The sequence below is a fragment of the Flavobacterium sp. ALD4 genome, assembly GCF_002836475.1.
In the GTDB taxonomy this organism is placed as follows: Bacteria; Bacteroidota; Bacteroidia; order Flavobacteriales; family Flavobacteriaceae; genus Flavobacterium.
The window spans coordinates 1-16,694 of record NZ_PJBJ01000027.1; the positions used below are offsets into that span (position 1 = coordinate 1).

Genomic DNA, 16,694 nt, shown 5'->3' on the forward strand with positions numbered 1-16,694 from the left:
TGTGCTCTATAATTTAGCATTATAAAAGGATGTTTTACGCAAAGTACACAGCTTTTTATTTTTTTTAAGATTATTTTAGCTTGCTGAATTCAATAATTAACCTATGTTAATTTGTTGTTCTTTTTCTATGTTTCTACTATCATTAAAATCGTGTGAATGAAATCGCAAAATAGTTGGCTTTTTATATCCTTTATTTTTACATACTCGCTTTTTGGGCAATATTTACCATCTAAAAATTACACGACAGCTGATGGTTTGCCTAATAATGCGGTCCGATCTTTATTTTTGGATTCGAAAGATATTTTATGGATAGGAATGGAGAATGGCGTTTCGAAAATGGAAAATGGCTCATTTGCGAATCTCGATGAATCTGATGGATTAGGACATAACAGTTGTTGGGACATATCCCAAGACAGAAAAGGAAATATGTGGTTTGCCAGTTATGGAGGTGGTGTAAGTAAGTTTGATGGTGAAAAATTCACTGTTTTTACGACTAAAAATGGTTTGGCGTCCGATAATGTACGTAAAGTTTTTTCTTATAAAAACAAAATGTATTTGGGCACAGAATTAGGGGTTTCAATTTTAGATATCAATACCAGTCAAATAGCCAACCCAAAAGATATTAAGCCTCATTTTGGAGTGTTCATTGTAACTGACTTTTTTGTTCACGATAATGAGGTTTATTTTTCGACCATTAATGAAGGGCTTTTTAAGTTAGATGAATCGGAGGGGGTAGCCAAAATAGTTACAGTCTTAGAATATAAACTTACAGGAAGGGATACTGATTCACATGCCTATAGTTTAGGCTATAATGATACTAGTCTTTATAGCAGTAACAAAGGTTTTATCGATGTTTTAAGTTTCGACAATATTAAAAATGTTGAGCCATCAGCTGTTCCTTTCGGACAATCGATTGTTTGGCAATATGCCAAAGACAAACGCGATGTTATTTATGCGGCTGCTTGGGGCATTTTTGACAATAGCGGCGGACTTTATCAAATATCCGATAGTAAAATGATTAATGTTTCAGATTATTATGGTATAGATTCTCAAAGCTTACTCAATGCTGCTTATGATAAAGGAAAGGACATTCTGTACGTAGGTTCTAAGGACAAAGGGGTGTATGAGGTGCGTTTAGATAAAATGATTGAGTACAATTTTTTTGAAGGGAAAACGATAATTGATTTTGAAAAGTCAGGAGACAAAAAAATTATTCTTCATAATAAAGGACTTTCCATTTTAGGTGCTGCCCAAGAAGTTTTGAAAAGTATTTCCTTGTCGGATTTCAAAAGCAAGCAGCTTAATTATATAAGGAAGTCCAATAAGCGATTGCCTACACATGCTGACAATTTTTTTGAATTGGATTATAGAATTTCGTCCAAAGGTATCGAATTTTATAAAATTGTAAAACATTACAAATCCTTTTGGGTTAGTAGCAATATAGGAGTTTTTGAAATTAATTTTGAGGGTGAGATCATAAACTATATACCTATTCACACTTATGAATTTGGTTTCACCGGAAACAATAAGTTTTTTGAAACAAATCCTTATGGTGGGGTTCATGTATATGATGATATTTATAATTTAAAGGTAAATTCAGTAGACGAAAAAACTACCGCCATAGTAAACATCCTGAATCATAATCAGAAAACTTATCTGTTGTCCGTTTTTAATGGATTGTTTGTACATCATGACAATCAGTTTCATTCTTATTTGGCCGAAGGTATATGGAAGGAAAAAAAGTTGAAACATATCGTAATGAACGATAGGGGGCAGCTCATTTTAGCTTCTGAGTTTGGCGATGTTTTTGTAGTAGATGATACAAAATTATTTAAAATAGTAAAAGTTATTCCTAAAGATCAACTCGCGGGAAAGACGATATTGTTTCTTGAGGCGTATAAAAATTATATTTTTATTGGCACGGAAAAAGGAATTAATATTTATCAGAACGGGAAAGTAAGGTTAATTGATAAACAACTAGGATTAATCGATTGTGTATTCACAACTTCTAAAATTTTTGAAAATCAGTTGTGGTTAGGTAGTAAAGAGGGCTATTATATCGTTGATTTAACTACTCTTACAAAAGAGCAGAGAACGGTTGCAAAGTTAGGTATCAGTGAAATAGCCATCAATAGTATTCCTATAAATAAATCGAATTTCAACTGGTTCCGTTATGCTTCGGATGAATTGAGGCTTGATTATAACCAGAATTCCCTTTCTATAGATTTTATGCCGGAAGGGCATGTTATTGCCGATAAATTGAAATTTCGATATCGTCTAAAAAGCTCGAATCGTTGGAGTCCTTACAGCGATAAAGCCAATTTGTTTTTAGCTTATTTGCCTTATGGGCATTACTTAGTTGAAGTGGAAGTTTTAGATTTGAATGCAGGGAAATCGACTATTTTTAAGCTGCTTAAAGTTTATATTGCGCCACCATTTTGGTTCACGTGGTGGTTTATTAGCCTCATCTTGCTATTCGTTATGGGAATTGTATTTTATTTTATCATTCGTAAAAAAAATAAAGTAAGGTATAAAGCAATCGTAGAAAAACAAATAACAGAAGCTAAGTTTGAAGCTCTTTCAAATCAAATGAATCCTCATTTCATATATAATGCTTTGGAGTCCATTCAAGATTTCGTAAAAGCCAATGATGAAATTAATTCATCACTTTATATTAGTGAATTTGCCGTATTGATGAGAAAGACCTTGAAAAATTCGCCTAAACAGACTATTTCAATCAAAGACGAAGTCGAGTATTTACAAAGCTATATTTTCATTGAAAATATGCGATTTAAAGATCGCGTTTTATGTGATGTTTATATTGATCCTTCGGTTGCGGGAAGCTTATTTGAAATCCCGCCCATGCTGATACAGCCCTTTGTGGAAAATGTATTTGCTCATGCGTTTGATGAAAATTTTCCTTCCCCAAAACTCAATATTTCCTTTGAAATGATTGATGAGCGGTTTTTAGAGTGTAAGATAATTGATAATGGAAAAGGTCTGAATGCGGCTAAAAAATCGAAGTTTCATGTTTCTAGGGGTATTGCATTAGCAAGGGAACGCATTATTTTATTACAAAAAAATAATTTGGATCCTATACACATTGATTTTACAAAAGGGATGGGGACAACAGTTACTATTCGTTTATTTGTCACCGAATAATTTTTGTAGGTCATGAAATAAAATTGTGGGAAACGACGTCTCGAAACCCTTTTTATTATGAGAATAGATTATTTTCTGATATGGACACTGTACTTTGTTTTAGTTAAAAATAGTAGTTACGCAATGTCTTGTTTAGTGATTTTCTGTTAATTAAATTTACAAATCATGGTAGAACCTACTCTAACTTGCCCACAGCAGATTAATCGCCTGTTGATATGGGTGCCTATTTTTCTTGTTTCGAATATGAAACATAGAGGAAGTTGGCTATTTTGTGCTATTTAAATTAAAATTTACAATTATTTTTTTAGGCTGGTCCGAACAGAAGATAAGGAACTATTATAATGGTTCTGCATTGGCAGTAGTAGCAGTTTTTGTAAATGACGGTGCTACGCTATAATTGATTTAATCAATTACATACGTAGGTTTAATGAACACCACCAACCACAGTTCCGTATCTATTACCAAGTTTAACCATTGGTAGACAAATATGGAAAAAAAGGAATTTAAATGTTACTAAATATAATGACGGCACACTCTAATACTGCAAATAACCGACCCAACTGTCTGGGCAGCTTTAAGAACAGGTGGCTGGTGTTATTATAATAATCATCCTAACAATGGCACTACTTATGGCAAACTGTCTAACTTGTGTGCAGTAATGGGTATTACTGTAGCATAGTTAGCAACACTAACAATTGGAGAAGTACTTGCAATGAAAAAATTGGTGGCAACAGGCTGGCAAGTTCCCACAGATGGGGATTGTACGACATTAACCACCTTAGTAGGAGGAGAAACAAATTCAGGCGGTGCAATTAAAGAAACGGGAACAACGCACTGGACAATTCACAATACAGTCGCTACTAACAGCATTGGTTTTATGGTTCTTCTGGGAGGTGGTAGCTTCGATAATGGTACATTTATCTTGGTCAGCAACACGTTGCTGGTACGTCCTTGTAGAGCGCTAAAGCATTCGCCTCGAGCAACTACCCGAATGACAATAACTGCTTTGTAATCAGGTATAAAAGCATTAAGCTTTAAGGTTTCTCAGTGCGTCGCCTCAAGGATTAATATCCTTTGACTTTTTTTGTAAAAACACCATGGTCATTACTGGATTTGATTGTTGAAGAACAATAACAATTAATAGTCAGCAGATGAAACTAAATTCGGATTTACCGATTAACAATAGTACTTATGATTTGTTGTTGGCAATATTTGAATTTACTATGAGTTTTAGTAAGGAATATAAATATACGGTGGACGAAAGCCTTGACAAAGAAACCATCGATTTGTTGATTCTTATATCTACGATAAATACAAGATAAAGGAGCCGAATTAGAAGTAGCTAAGGAGCGGATAGAGGTAATACGCTTGTTGATCCTTCAATTGATAAAAAGGTATTTGAAATTCCCTTTATGTTAATTCAACCCTTTGTAGAAAATGTTTTCGTTTATGCTCTTGATCAATTTCATTCTGCTCTAAAACTTAATATACCTTTTGAAATGCTAGTCGCTAGAGTTTTAGAATGCATCATCATTGACAATGGAAAAAGATTGAACGCACATAAACAATCTAAACTCCATGCTTCGAGAGGTATTGCTTTAGCGCGAGAACGCATCATGTTTTTACAGCCGTGTGATGTCGATCCCAGCTGTACTTATTTTACAGAGAATTAGGGTGCAACAGTTACGATACGATTACTTGTTTAAAAAAGTAGCCAGTTTGCGTTGTAAAACTACATTGATCTACGATATACCAATTATTTTTAGGACAGTTAATCTTAATTAAAAATTATATACTACTTTAAGGACTTTAATTTTTATCAATAATTGCTCAAACAACTTCATCAATGAAAAGAAGAACTTTTTTAACTACAACAACTATGGCTTCTGCGGGTCTTAGTGCTTTTTTAATTTCGGGGTGTTCTAATGTAACAAAAAATGAAGGATCATATGTAGTTGCAGGTGGTGCAGAAGCATTTGAACTTGAAGAAGAAACAATTAGCAGCTTACGTGAAAAATTATCTTCTGGTAAATATACTTCAGAACAATTAGTACAATTGTATCTAAACCGTATTGACGCTATAGATAAAAACGGGCTTGAGTTGCATTCGATTATAGAAATAAATTCTGAAGCTATAGCTATTGCAAAGGCGATGGATGCCGAGATGAAAGCGGGTAAATCAAGAGGCCCTTTACACGGTATACCAGTTGTAATAAAAGATAATATCGACACAGCAGACAAAATGCAAACTACTGCAGGTTCGCTTGCCTTGGAAGGTAATTTTGCTTCCAAAGATGCTTTTGTAGTAGGGAGACTTAGGGAAGCGGGTGCCATCATTATTGGTAAGACAAACTTGAGTGAATGGGCAAATTTTCGTTCTACACATTCCTGCTCAGGATGGAGCAGTAGAGGGGGGCAAACAAAAAACCCTTATATTTTAGATCATAATCCATGTGGTTCAAGTGCGGGCTCTGCTGTGGCTGTGGCAGCAAATCTTTGCGTTGTGGCTGTGGGTACTGAAACGGATGGTTCTGTGGTTTGTCCATCTGCAGTAAGTGGTATTGTAGGTATTAAACCAACAATAGGATTAGTCAGTAGATCAGGAATTATTCCCATATCGCATACTCAAGATACGGCTGGACCAATGGCCAGGACAGTTAAAGATGCTGCTATTTTACTTGGAATACTGGCAGGAATTGATTCTAAAGATCCAGTTACCAATGAAAGCAAAGGAAAAGGGCGAGCAGACTATACTAAATTTTTAGATACAAAAGCACTACAAGGTAAAAGGATAGGGGTGGAGAGAAAACCTCAGGGCGAAAATCAGTTTATGCATACATTGCAAAAGAAAGCGATTGATTTGATTAAAAAGCAAGGGGCAACAGTCATTGAAATAGATTATTTAGATAAAATTAATGAATTAGGAGCCGCTGAATTTGAAGTGATGCAGTATGAATTCAAAGCTGGAGTCAACAAGTATTTGGCTGCTTCAAATGCGAAAGTAAAAACATTAAAAGAGGTTATTGATTTCAATATTGCCAATGAAGATAAGGCGATGCCTTATTTTAAACAGGAAACATTAATAAGTTCGAATGAAAAGAACGGACTTGATGACAAAAATTATATTGAAGCATTAAATAAAAGTCATTTTGGTTCCAAGAAAATTTTGGATGATGTAATCAAAGAAAATCAACTGGATGCAATTTGCGGATTAACGATGGGACCCGCATGTAGTATCGACAACATATATGGAGACCGTTGGGGAGATGTTTTTTTAACAACTCCAGCAGCTGCAAGCGGGTATCCTCACATTACAGTGCCTTGCGGAAAGGTATATGAATTACCAATAGGTTTTTCATTTTTCGGGACAGCCTATTCCGAACCTGAATTAATAGGAATGGCCTATGCTTACGAACAAGCCTCCACTAAGAGAATTAAACCTAGTTTCAAGAAATCTTTTTTATAGAAACAGTTGGTAAAAAAGACCTGTAACAACTAACGAATTTAATGCCCGTTAGTTGTTATGGTCCTATTAAATGTTTTTTTTTGGAAATATTAATTGTAAACTTTCTTTATCAATTGATAGTCTTGATATTTCATTAGTGTAGAACTACATATTGATAATTTATTCCTGTAATTAAGAAAAAAACATCATCACTAGCTGATATAAATAATGGTAAGCCTATTGCTGTTTGCTTCCTTTATATTTTTTCAGAATAGGTTCTAAGTTTACGCCCAATCATTTAAGTTTCCGAATAAATCCATTTATTATTATTTGAAATCGATTGATACCGAGTTGACACAATACCTTTGGCCGGTAGCGGTTGGACCATCATTAAATAAATGTCCTAAATGGCTGCCGCAATTAGCGCAAACTATTTCAGTACGTGTCATTCCATGTGTTTTATCTAAGATATATTTAACTTTTCCAGGAATTGAATCATCAAACGAAGGCCAACCGCAGTGTGCATCAAACTTTGAATTACTTTCAAATAATGGTTCTGAACAAGCGCCACAGCAATAAGTGCCTTCTTCATAATGCAAGTTGTAAGTTCCGGTGTGTGGCCGCTCAGTTCCTTTTTCACGCAAGACGCGGTATTTCTCTTCTCCCAGTTCTTCTTTCCATTGGGCTTCGGATTTTTCTAAAGGATATTTCATGGTGTATAATTTTGTTGGATTAATAATTAGTTAGCGCTCACAAATTGAACTGTTCTTTGTATGACCTCAGAATCACTTAAAATTTTTCTGTGTCCTAAACCTTCTGTTAATACAGTTTGCCATATTTTAAATGATCGTAAATGTGTTGTCCTGCTTTTACGGGAACTTCAGGATCATCTTTATCATGAATCACTAAAACAGGTATTGTAATTTCTTTAGCAGCTTTATAAGCAGAGTAATCATTCATTTTTTCGCCATACTTTTTTTCGAAATGAAGTCTTAAATCAGTAGCTAAACTCGGCTTGAGTTGCAATTTAGTAATAAAATCTTCAATAATATCTTGAATTACATCCCCACTCCCTATAATTATGGCAGTATTTAATTTCAGCCCTTTCTTTATTGCATTTAAAATAGACATGCCACCTAGAGAGTGGCCAACAGCCGACTCAAAAGGACCGTACTGTTTTTCAATTTCTAAAATAGCAGCAATAAAATCGGTCATTATAGTCTGATTTCCAGGTAATTTTCCATGTGCAGGAGCATCAAAACTGATCGTAGAATAGCCTGACTTTATTAAAGCATCTGCTATTTTTACTAATTGCGTTCCTCGTCCTGACCAACCATGAACCAGCAAAACTTTCTTGTCACTTTGGCCATATTGGTACACAACAACTGTTTTGTCTATAGTAGGAATATGGAGGTTTTTTTGAGTGCTTATCTCTTCCATTTCGAATTCCCTTTTAGGAATGGTGTGTTTTATAGGAGTTGTAAACAATTTTGCAGCAAATAATATAGTGAGTTTTGACGAAATTAAAGAGATAAATTTACTAGCGAGTAGAATAGGCCTAGGAATTTTCAATGATTGTCTGTGAATGGAACTTTTTTTTGTCATATTAATAAATTTATGGGACTCCTATTATTTTATATAATTTTGACTAAATTTAGAAAAGCATAAAAGTAACATATTTAATAAAGTTTTAATGTTAATTGAATCATTTACATTAAAGAAAGGGTTGTCCTAATAAAAAAGGAATTTTACAATGCCGATATATAATTTTAAGAGAAACAAAATTTAATAAATGGAAATATTTCATATTAGCGCAGAGTGTTATCCCGTAGCAAAAGTAGGTGGTTTAGCAGATGTTGTAGGCGCATTGCCAAAATACCAGAATAAAGCCGGTCATCTTACAAGAGTTGTAATTCCTTGTTATGATACCAAGTTTAAAAAAGAAAATAAATTTGAATGCGTCCATTGGGGTTTTGTAAAATTGGGAAAATTCGATTTTTCATTTAATGTACTCAAGGAAACAACTGATAAATTAGGATTTGAGTTATACCTTATTGAAATTCCAGAATTATTCGACAGAAAAGACGTATACGGATACAAAGATGATATCGAACGATTCGTGTCATTTCAAATAGCCGCTTTAGATTGGATAATTGGTCGTGATGAAATGCCGGACGTAATCAATTGTCATGATCATCATACAGGTTTGATTCCATTTATGATGTTGTATTGTGGTAAATATAAGAGATTACAAAATACACCTTCGATGATTACTATTCATAATGGATTATATCAGGGGCAATTCGGATTTGATAAATTACATTATTTACCGGAATTTGATTTAGCACATGTGAATGTTTTAGAATGGGATCACTGCATCAATTCATTGGCCGTAGGAATAAAGTGTGCTTGGGCAGTGACGACCGTTTCCCCAAATTATTTGAATGAGATTAATTATTCAGCGAATGGATTAGAATCACTGTTTAATATGGTTCGCTATAAATCAACGGGGATATTAAACGGAATCGATACTGAAGTCTGGGACCCGTCAAAGGATAAAATGTTAGAAAAAAATTATTCGGTTGAAAACTTTGAGAAAGGCAAACAGCAGAACAAAGAGATACTATGCACTTTATTTAATTTAGATCCCACAAAGCCACTTTTTAGTTTTATCGGGCGCTTATTAGAAGAAAAAGGAGGCGATTTATTACCACAGGCATCGGCTTTGGCATTGTCCGAAAATTATAAAGAAATCAACATTCTTATTTTAGGCTCCGGAAATCAAGAGATAGAAGACCAATTAAATAGTTTATTGGTGGATTATAAGGGAAATTACAATACGTTTATTGGATACAATGAAGAGTTGGCACATTTAATTTATGCAGGAGCTGACTTTTTATTAATGCCATCAAGGGTGGAACCGTGCGGACTAAATCAAATGTACTCGCTGCGATATGGCACAATTCCTATTGTGAGAAGGACTGGAGGGTTGAAAGACACGGTAACTGATTTTGGAGATAACGGTAACGGAGTCTGTCATGATCAATCTTCTGTTGGAGATATTTGTTACTCCATTCAAAGGGCAATAAACTTGTATAAAGATAAAGAACATTTAAATACAATTCGAAATACAGGAATGAATACAGATCATTCCTGGGAAAAGGCATGTCAGGAATATATAGAAGTGTATAATTTAATAATTAACAAAATATGAAAGCTAAGAAGAAAAATGTTATTGCAATTATTTTAGGTGGAGGTCAAGGATCACGATTATATCCATTGACAGAGTCTAGGTCTAAGCCTGCAGTACCAATAGGGGGAAATTATAGATTAGTTGATATTCCTATCTCAAATTGTATGAACTCAGATATTTATAGAATTTTTGTATTGACACAATTTAATTCAGCTTCTTTAAATGCACATATAAAAAACACCTACAATTTTAGCGTATTTAGCCATGCTTTTGTAGATATCTTGGCTGCAGAGCAAACTCCAGATAATCCAACTTGGTTTCAAGGAACATCCGATGCAGTTAGACAATGTATGCCACACTTTTTGAATCATGATTTTGATTATGCACTGATTCTTTCCGGAGATCAATTATATCAAATGGATTTCAACGACATGATTGAAGAACATATTAAACATCAAGCAGACATAACCATTGCTACTTTACCAGTCAACGCTAAGGATGCTCCGGAATTTGGAATTTTAAAAACAAATGAAAAGAGCTGTATAGAATCCTTTATAGAAAAACCAGCTAAGGAACTTTTACCGGACTGGAAGTCAGATGTAAGTGACCAGATGAAGAGTGAAGGAAAGGATTATTTAGCTTCAATGGGTATTTACATATTCAATCGCGAACTTTTAGTCGAATTAATGGCTAACCCTGACACTAAGGATTTTGGGAAAGAAATTATCCCGCAAGCAGTTGGAAATAAAAAGATATTAAGCTACCAATATGAGGGATATTGGACAGATATTGGAAATATTGATTCTTTTTTTGAGGCTAATATTGGTCTGACGGATGATGTGCCTGAATTTAATTTATTTGATAACGATAATAAAATTTATACAAGACCTCGTTTATTGCCTCCTTCTAAATTTAAAAATACCATGATTGAAAAATCGTTGATTTCTGCAGGATGTATCTTGAATGCAAAGGAAATTAAACAATCTGTGATAGGTATTCGATCAAGAATAGGAGAAGGGACTGTCATCCAAAACTGTTATGTGATGGGTAATGATTTTTATCAGAGTATTAATGATATGAATGCGGACGTTAAAAACAATAAACTATTGGTTGGTATCGGAGAAAGGTGTTTTATCAGTCATGCCATAGTGGATAAAAATTGCAGAATAGGTAACGATGTTTATATCAATGGAGGTAAGCACTTGGAAGATGTTTCACATGAATTGTATGCCATAAAAGATGGGATTGTTGTGATAAAAAAAGGTGCTATATTACCAGATAATTATACAATTAATTAAGCTATTACTACTTTTTTTTAAAAAATTAATATTCTATTTATTTTAATATTTAGAATCATACAAGTGCTATATGAGTAAAGTTATCACGCATTCTCTTTTTACTGATTTTGACATCGATTTATTTAAAGCTGGAAAACATTACAGACTATATGATAAACTTGGAGCGCATCTGATTGAACTAGATGGTGTAAAAGGCGTTTATTTTGCCGTTTGGGCTCCAACTGCCCGTTCAGTATCTGTTGTGGGAGATTTTAACTTCTGGACTCAAGGAGAACATCCGCTTCAGGTAAGATGGGATTCTTCTGGTATCTGGGAAGGATTTATTCCCAATATTGAAAAAGGAACTACTTATAAATATAAGATAAAATCCAATAATAGCGGAGTAGTCACTGAAAAAGCAGATCCTTTTGCTTTCTATTGTGAAAAACCGCCGCATACCGCATCTGTAGTATGGGATCTCGATTACAAATGGGACGATACCAAATGGATGGAGAATCGTCAGGATCATAATGCGCTGGACAAACCGTACTCCGTGTATGAAGTTCATTTGGGGTCCTGGAAACGCCATGAAGAAGACAATCGATTTCTGACTTATCTTGAATTTGCGGAAGATCTAGTCGCTTATGTAAAAGAAACCGGATTTACGCATGTAGAGTTTATGCCCATCATGGAGTATCCATATGATCCATCGTGGGGGTATCAGCTGGTAGGTTATTTTGCACCGACGTCTCGTTTTGGGCAGCCACAAGAATTTATGGTGCTGGTAGATCGATTGCATCAGGCCGGAATTGGAGTTATTCTGGATTGGGTTCCTTCCCATTTCCCAGATGACGCACATGGCTTAGGATTCTTTGACGGCTCAAATCTTTTTGAACATCCGGATCGTAAAAAAGGATATCATCCAGACTGGAAAAGTTTGGTCTTTAATTATGGCCGAAATGAAGTGCGATCTTTTTTGATCAGTAATGCGCTGTTTTGGCTGCAACATTACCATGCAGATGCTCTTCGCGTGGATGCGGTAGCTTCGATGTTGTATTTAGATTATTCAAGGGAAGAAGGAGAATGGGAGCCTAATATTTACGGTGGAAGGGAAAACCTAGATACCATAAGTTTTTTAAAAGAATTCAACGAAGCTGTGTACTCTAATTTTGAAGGGGTCCAGACAATTGCTGAAGAAAGCACCTCATTTCCTATGGTTTCAAGACCAACCTCTATTGGTGGCTTAGGATTTGGGATGAAATGGATGATGGGTTGGATGCATGATACGTTAGAGTATTTTCAAAAAGATACCGTGTACAGAAAGTACCATCAAAATGATTTGACGTTTTCATCGACTTATGCTTTTTCAGAAAATTTCATGTTGCCACTTTCGCATGACGAAGTAGTGTATGGTAAAAAATCCATTGTTGGCAGAATGCCTGGCGATGAATGGCAAAAATTCGCAAATTTACGATTGCTATATGGTTATATGTTCACGCATCCTGGAACAAAATTACTGTTTATGGGATGTGAATTTGGCCAAAGTGCCGAATGGAATTTTGAGCGTAGTCTTGATTGGCATTTAAATGAGTATCCGTACCATGAAGGGGTGAAAAAGTTGATTACAGATTTAAATAGTTTATATAAAACGGAGCCCGCATTATATGAAAAGCAATTTAGTCCAGATGGATTCGAATGGATCAATTATTCAGACCATCAAAATGCAGTGATGTCCTTTATTCGTAAAGGAGTCAAGGTAAAAGACGATGTATTTATCGTTTGTAATTTTACTCAGGTAATCCGTGAAAATTATAGGATAGGTATTCCAAGAAAAGGCAAGCTTAAGGCCATTTTTAATAGTGATGCTACAATTTATGGTGGTAGCGGAATAAAGAATTCCGTTAAATTACCGATAGAAGCCGCACCATATGACGGACGGGACTATTCAATAGAACTAACACTACCTCCCTTAGCCGTAATCGTATTTAAAATTGTATAAAATTTTAAATGGATAGACATATTACTTTTATAGGTTAATTTCCAATAGGACAAACAGTATTGATTCCCGGAGTTTATACTGTTTGTTTTTTTACTAAAACAATTATAACGATTTCGTGAATATAGTTGTTTTTTGGGAAAGCGAATATAGTTTTTTTGTATGTTTGGAAATAAATAAAGTGCTTAATATTAATAAGATATATCATGATTACAAATACAGAATTAGAATTCAAAGGCGATTTATACCCATCAGAGATCGTTTCTTTTGAACATGACGTTGATTCAGTGTATTTTAATACAGACAACAGTGTAGTTTTAAAAGTTACAGTGTTAAGAGACAGTTTAATACGTTTTCGTTACACAACAAAAGGATATTTCAGTAATGACTTTTCCTACGCTATTGATAAAAGTCATTCGCATGGATATAATTTTCTTCAGGTTACTGAAGAAGCGGAGTATTATCAAATACAAACCAGCAAAGTAAAATGTGTTATTCAAAAAATCGATATGAGAGTATCTATTTTTGACTTACAAGGTAATGTCTTACTTGAAGATGAGTTGGGTTTCCATTGGGAGGAAAGTTACGAGTACGGCGGTAATATCGTTAAGATGAGTAAGGCTTCAAAAGACGGGGAATGTTTTTATGGCCTCGGAGATAAAGCGACCCAAATGAATTTGAAAGGGAAAAGATTGGAAAATTTTGCCACTGATCAGTATGCTTTTCAGAAAGATCAAGAACCTTTATACAAAGTAGTTCCCTTTTATATTGGGTTACAAAATAAACAAGCATACGGTATTTTCTTTGATAATACATTTAGAACTTTCTTTGATTTTTGCCACGAAAGAAGGAATGTAACCAGTTTCTGGTCAGAAGGAGGGGAGATGAATTATTATTTCATCTATGGACCTAAAATGGAGGATGTTGTCACCAGCTATACTGATTTGACCGGTAAACCAGAATTACCCCCATTATGGGCTTTAGGTTATCACCAATGTAAATGGAGTTATTACCCAGAGAGCAACGTTAAAGAAATTACAGCAAAATTCAGAGAATTAAAAATACCTTGCGATGCCATTTATTTGGATATTGATTATATGGAAGGGTTTCGATGTTTTACCTGGAACAAGGAATATTTTCCTGATCCAAAAAGAATGGTCGCAGAATTAGCAGAAGATGGTTTTAAAACTGTCGTGATCATTGATCCGGGAATTAAGATCGACAAAGAATACTCAGTCTATAAAGAGGCTTTAGAAAAAGATTATTTCTGTAAACGTGCTGATGGTCCTTATATGAAAGGAAAAGTTTGGCCGGGAGAATGTAATTTCCCTGATTATACTAATCCCGAGGTCAGAGAATGGTGGGCAGGTTTATTTAAAGAATTAATATCCGAGATCGGAGTAAAAGGAGTTTGGAATGACATGAATGAGCCTGCAGTTATGGAGGTTCCTAATAAAACGTTCCCGATGGATGTTCGTCATGATTATGACGGAAACCCTTGTAGTCATAGAAAAGCACATAATATTTATGGTACACAGATGGCAAGAGCTACTTATCATGGAGTAAAAAGATTTGCTTATCCGAAAAGACCTTTTATCATCACGAGGTCTGCTTATGCAGGTGCGCAACGTTACAGTTCTTCTTGGACTGGTGATAATGTGGCCACTTGGGAGCATTTGTGGATAGCAAATATACAAGTGCAAAGAATGTCAATTTCCGGAATGGGCTTTACTGGTTCGGATATCGGTGGATTTGCAGAACAACCTTCAGGGGAGTTATATATGCGCTGGATTCAATTGGGTGTTTTCCATCCTTTTTGCCGAACACACTCGTCCGGTGATCATGGGGATCAGGAGCCGTGGGCGTTTGATGAAGAGGTTATTGATATTACCAGAAAGTTTGTTAACCTACGTTACCAGTTGTTACCTTACCTATACACTATGTTTTGGCAATATATTGAAGAGGGAATCCCTATGCTTAAACCATTAGTGTACTATGACCAAAGTGACATACAAACGCATTATAGAAATGACGAGTTTATTTTTGGAAACCAAATTTTAGTTTGTCCTATTTTGGAACCTAACGCCATAGGCAGGAGAATGTATGTTCCTCGTGGTCAATGGTATAATTACTGGAATAATGATTTTGTGACTGGAGGAAAGGAAATTTGGGTTGACACTAAATTCGACGAAATTCCAGTATTTATAAAAGCGGGTGCTATTATTCCGAAATATCCTGTTCAACAATATGTGGGAGAATTAGAATTTGATGAATTGACCTTAGATTTATATTATAAAGAAGGAAAAGAAAAGTCGGTAGTTTATGAAGACGCACAAGATGGCTATGATTATAAAAAAGGTAGGTATAGTTTCTTGACTTTTCAAGTAACAGGAAAAGAAAAAGAACTTAATGTCCAATTGCATAAAGAAGGTAAATATGATACCAATTATACTAAGTACAAGATAAATCTAATCGGATTTCCTTTTAAAGTCAAAAGCATAGAAATTGATAATGAGGAAGTTTCATTTGACAGCGCGAAGCTTGAAGGAGAAAATTACCTTATTGTAGCGAAAGAATTTAACGTTTTACATATTACTGGAGAATAAGAAAAACAAAAATGTTGCAACATTTGCCATTAATTTTGCAAATAAAATTTCGTCTATTATCGTATTTTTGTTAAAATAAAAATAGTATCATGAAAAAACATTCAATATTAGTAGGGATTTGCTCATTGGGATTATTGGTCTCTTGTGCAACAAATCCGCTGACAGGAAAGAAAACATTAAATTTTGTTTCAAATAGCGAACTCTTTCCTTCCTCTTTTGCACAATACGGAACTTTTCTAAGTGAAAATAAAGTAATTACAGGAACTGCTGATGCCAGAAGAGTAGAAAATTTGGGAATGAAAATAAAAGTTGCCGCTGAAAAATACCTTAACTATTTAGGTCAACAGAACTATTTAAACGGTTACCAATGGGAATATAAATTAATTGACGATAAACAAATTAATGCCTGGTGTATGCCCGGTGGGAAAATCGTTGTTTACTCTGGCATTTTACCTGTAACACAAAATGATGCAGGTCTAGCTACTGTGATGGGACATGAGGTTTCTCACGCGCTTGCCAATCATGGTGCGCAACGTATGAGTGCCGCACAAATTCAAGGTCTTGGTGCTGTAGGAGTGGTTGTTGCAACAGGAGGAAAAAGTGAAGAAACACAACAAACTTGGCAAAAAGTTTACGGTGTTGGTTCACAAGTGGGAGTAATGTTGCCATACAGCAGAAATCATGAAACTGAGGCTGATAAAATAGGTCTTATATTAATGGCTATTGCGGGTTACAATCCTGATCAAGCAATTTCTTTCTGGACTAGAATGGCAGCAAGTTCAAACGGTCAAGCGCCACCTGAATTTTTAAGTTCGCATCCCTCTGATGCTACCAGAATAGCAAGTTTACAGGCGATGGTTCCCGAAGCTAAAGCTATTGCAGCAAAATTTGGAATGATCTACAAATAATAATTTATAAGTTTACAAAACAGAAAAGCCGATTCATTTGAATTGGCTTTTCTGTTTACTACTGCATTAAGTTTTCAATATCTCTAACATTTTATATGTTTGCTATT

The 16,694-nt window shown here is 34.9% G+C and carries 12 protein-coding genes; 10 read left to right on the forward strand and 2 right to left on the reverse strand.

Going from position 1 to position 16,694, the window contains the following annotated elements; translation table 11 throughout:
• The first annotated feature begins 156 nt into the window (after window positions 1-156).
• From CXF59_RS06240 to CXF59_RS06255, 5 genes are all read left to right on the forward strand, one after another.
• Complete coding sequence (locus CXF59_RS06240; RefSeq protein WP_101136985.1) at window positions 157-3,162, forward strand: histidine kinase; 3,006 nt, start codon at window positions 157-159, stop codon at window positions 3,160-3,162.
• A gap of 712 nt (window positions 3,163-3,874) precedes the next feature.
• Window positions 3,875-4,174 (forward strand): FISUMP domain-containing protein, encoded by a 300-nt coding sequence (locus tag CXF59_RS06245; RefSeq protein ID WP_101136986.1) that lies wholly within the window; start codon window positions 3,875-3,877, stop codon window positions 4,172-4,174.
• Window positions 4,175-4,313: 139 nt separating this feature from the next.
• Window positions 4,314-4,484 carry a hypothetical protein gene (locus CXF59_RS14920; RefSeq protein WP_157824540.1) on the forward strand — a complete coding sequence of 57 codons (171 nt, stop codon included), beginning with the start codon at window positions 4,314-4,316 and terminating at the stop codon, window positions 4,482-4,484.
• Between the two features lie 90 nt (window positions 4,485-4,574).
• Window positions 4,575-4,835: a hypothetical protein gene (locus CXF59_RS06250; protein ID WP_101136987.1), complete on the forward strand. Its 261-nt coding sequence runs from the start codon at window positions 4,575-4,577 to the stop codon at window positions 4,833-4,835.
• 173 nt (window positions 4,836-5,008) lie between these two features.
• A complete protein-coding gene (locus CXF59_RS06255; protein ID WP_101136989.1) occupies window positions 5,009-6,628 on the forward strand; it encodes an amidase in 1,620 nt (539 codons plus the stop codon).
• A 305-nt stretch (window positions 6,629-6,933) separates the two neighbouring features.
• Here the strand turns inward: CXF59_RS06255 and msrB are convergent, their stop codons facing one another.
• Both msrB and CXF59_RS06265 read right to left on the reverse strand, forming a co-directional pair.
• The gene (gene msrB / locus CXF59_RS06260) at window positions 6,934-7,320 is read right to left on the reverse strand and encodes a peptide-methionine (R)-S-oxide reductase MsrB (RefSeq protein ID WP_101136990.1); all 387 of its coding nucleotides are present in this window, start codon (window positions 7,318-7,320) and stop codon (window positions 6,934-6,936) included.
• A 106-nt stretch (window positions 7,321-7,426) separates the two neighbouring features.
• Window positions 7,427-8,212 carry an alpha/beta hydrolase gene (locus CXF59_RS06265; protein ID WP_369828535.1) on the reverse strand — a complete coding sequence of 262 codons (786 nt, stop codon included), beginning with the start codon at window positions 8,210-8,212 and terminating at the stop codon, window positions 7,427-7,429.
• A 187-nt stretch (window positions 8,213-8,399) separates the two neighbouring features.
• Here CXF59_RS06265 and CXF59_RS06270 point away from each other — a divergent pair, with 187 nt between their 5' ends.
• The 5 genes from CXF59_RS06270 to CXF59_RS06290 all read left to right on the forward strand — a co-directional run bounded on the left by CXF59_RS06270 (window position 8,400) and on the right by CXF59_RS06290 (window position 16,587).
• The gene (locus tag CXF59_RS06270; RefSeq protein WP_101136991.1) at window positions 8,400-9,821 is read left to right on the forward strand and encodes a glycogen synthase; all 1,422 of its coding nucleotides are present in this window, start codon (window positions 8,400-8,402) and stop codon (window positions 9,819-9,821) included.
• Window positions 9,818-11,098, forward strand: coding sequence for a glucose-1-phosphate adenylyltransferase (locus CXF59_RS06275; protein WP_101136992.1), 1,281 nt, complete (start codon window positions 9,818-9,820; stop codon window positions 11,096-11,098). The genes CXF59_RS06270 and CXF59_RS06275 overlap by 4 nt, the downstream gene beginning before the upstream one ends.
• A 70-nt stretch (window positions 11,099-11,168) precedes the next feature.
• Window positions 11,169-13,076 carry a 1,4-alpha-glucan branching protein GlgB gene (glgB, locus tag CXF59_RS06280; RefSeq protein ID WP_101136994.1) on the forward strand — a complete coding sequence of 636 codons (1,908 nt, stop codon included), beginning with the start codon at window positions 11,169-11,171 and terminating at the stop codon, window positions 13,074-13,076.
• A gap of 203 nt (window positions 13,077-13,279) precedes the next feature.
• The gene (locus tag CXF59_RS06285) at window positions 13,280-15,679 is read left to right on the forward strand and encodes a glycoside hydrolase family 31 protein (protein WP_101136995.1); all 2,400 of its coding nucleotides are present in this window, start codon (window positions 13,280-13,282) and stop codon (window positions 15,677-15,679) included.
• An 89-nt stretch (window positions 15,680-15,768) separates the two neighbouring features.
• On the forward strand, window positions 15,769-16,587 hold the full coding sequence (locus tag CXF59_RS06290) for a M48 family metallopeptidase (protein ID WP_101136997.1): 819 nt from the start codon (window positions 15,769-15,771) through the stop codon (window positions 16,585-16,587).
• Window positions 16,588-16,694: the final 107 nt, after the last annotated feature.

Bases quoted from the DNA above. Each gene is read 5' to 3' on its own strand.
- CXF59_RS06240 (WP_101136985.1), top strand. From the start codon at position 157: ATGAAATCGCAAAATAGTTGGCTTTTTATATCCTTTATTTTTACATAC.
- CXF59_RS06245 (WP_101136986.1), top strand. From the start codon at position 3,875: ATGAAAAAATTGGTGGCAACAGGCTGGCAAGTTCCCACAGATGGGGAT.
- CXF59_RS14920 (WP_157824540.1), top strand. From the start codon at position 4,314: ATGAAACTAAATTCGGATTTACCGATTAACAATAGTACTTATGATTTG.
- CXF59_RS06250 (WP_101136987.1), top strand. From the start codon at position 4,575: ATGTTAATTCAACCCTTTGTAGAAAATGTTTTCGTTTATGCTCTTGAT.
- CXF59_RS06255 (WP_101136989.1), top strand. From the start codon at position 5,009: ATGAAAAGAAGAACTTTTTTAACTACAACAACTATGGCTTCTGCGGGT.
- msrB (WP_101136990.1), bottom strand. From the start codon at position 7,320: ATGAAATATCCTTTAGAAAAATCCGAAGCCCAATGGAAAGAAGAACTG.
- CXF59_RS06265 (WP_369828535.1), bottom strand. From the start codon at position 8,212: ATGACAAAAAAAAGTTCCATTCACAGACAATCATTGAAAATTCCTAGG.
- CXF59_RS06270 (WP_101136991.1), top strand. From the start codon at position 8,400: ATGGAAATATTTCATATTAGCGCAGAGTGTTATCCCGTAGCAAAAGTA.
- CXF59_RS06275 (WP_101136992.1), top strand. From the start codon at position 9,818: ATGAAAGCTAAGAAGAAAAATGTTATTGCAATTATTTTAGGTGGAGGT.
- glgB (WP_101136994.1), top strand. From the start codon at position 11,169: ATGAGTAAAGTTATCACGCATTCTCTTTTTACTGATTTTGACATCGAT.
- CXF59_RS06285 (WP_101136995.1), top strand. From the start codon at position 13,280: ATGATTACAAATACAGAATTAGAATTCAAAGGCGATTTATACCCATCA.
- CXF59_RS06290 (WP_101136997.1), top strand. From the start codon at position 15,769: ATGAAAAAACATTCAATATTAGTAGGGATTTGCTCATTGGGATTATTG.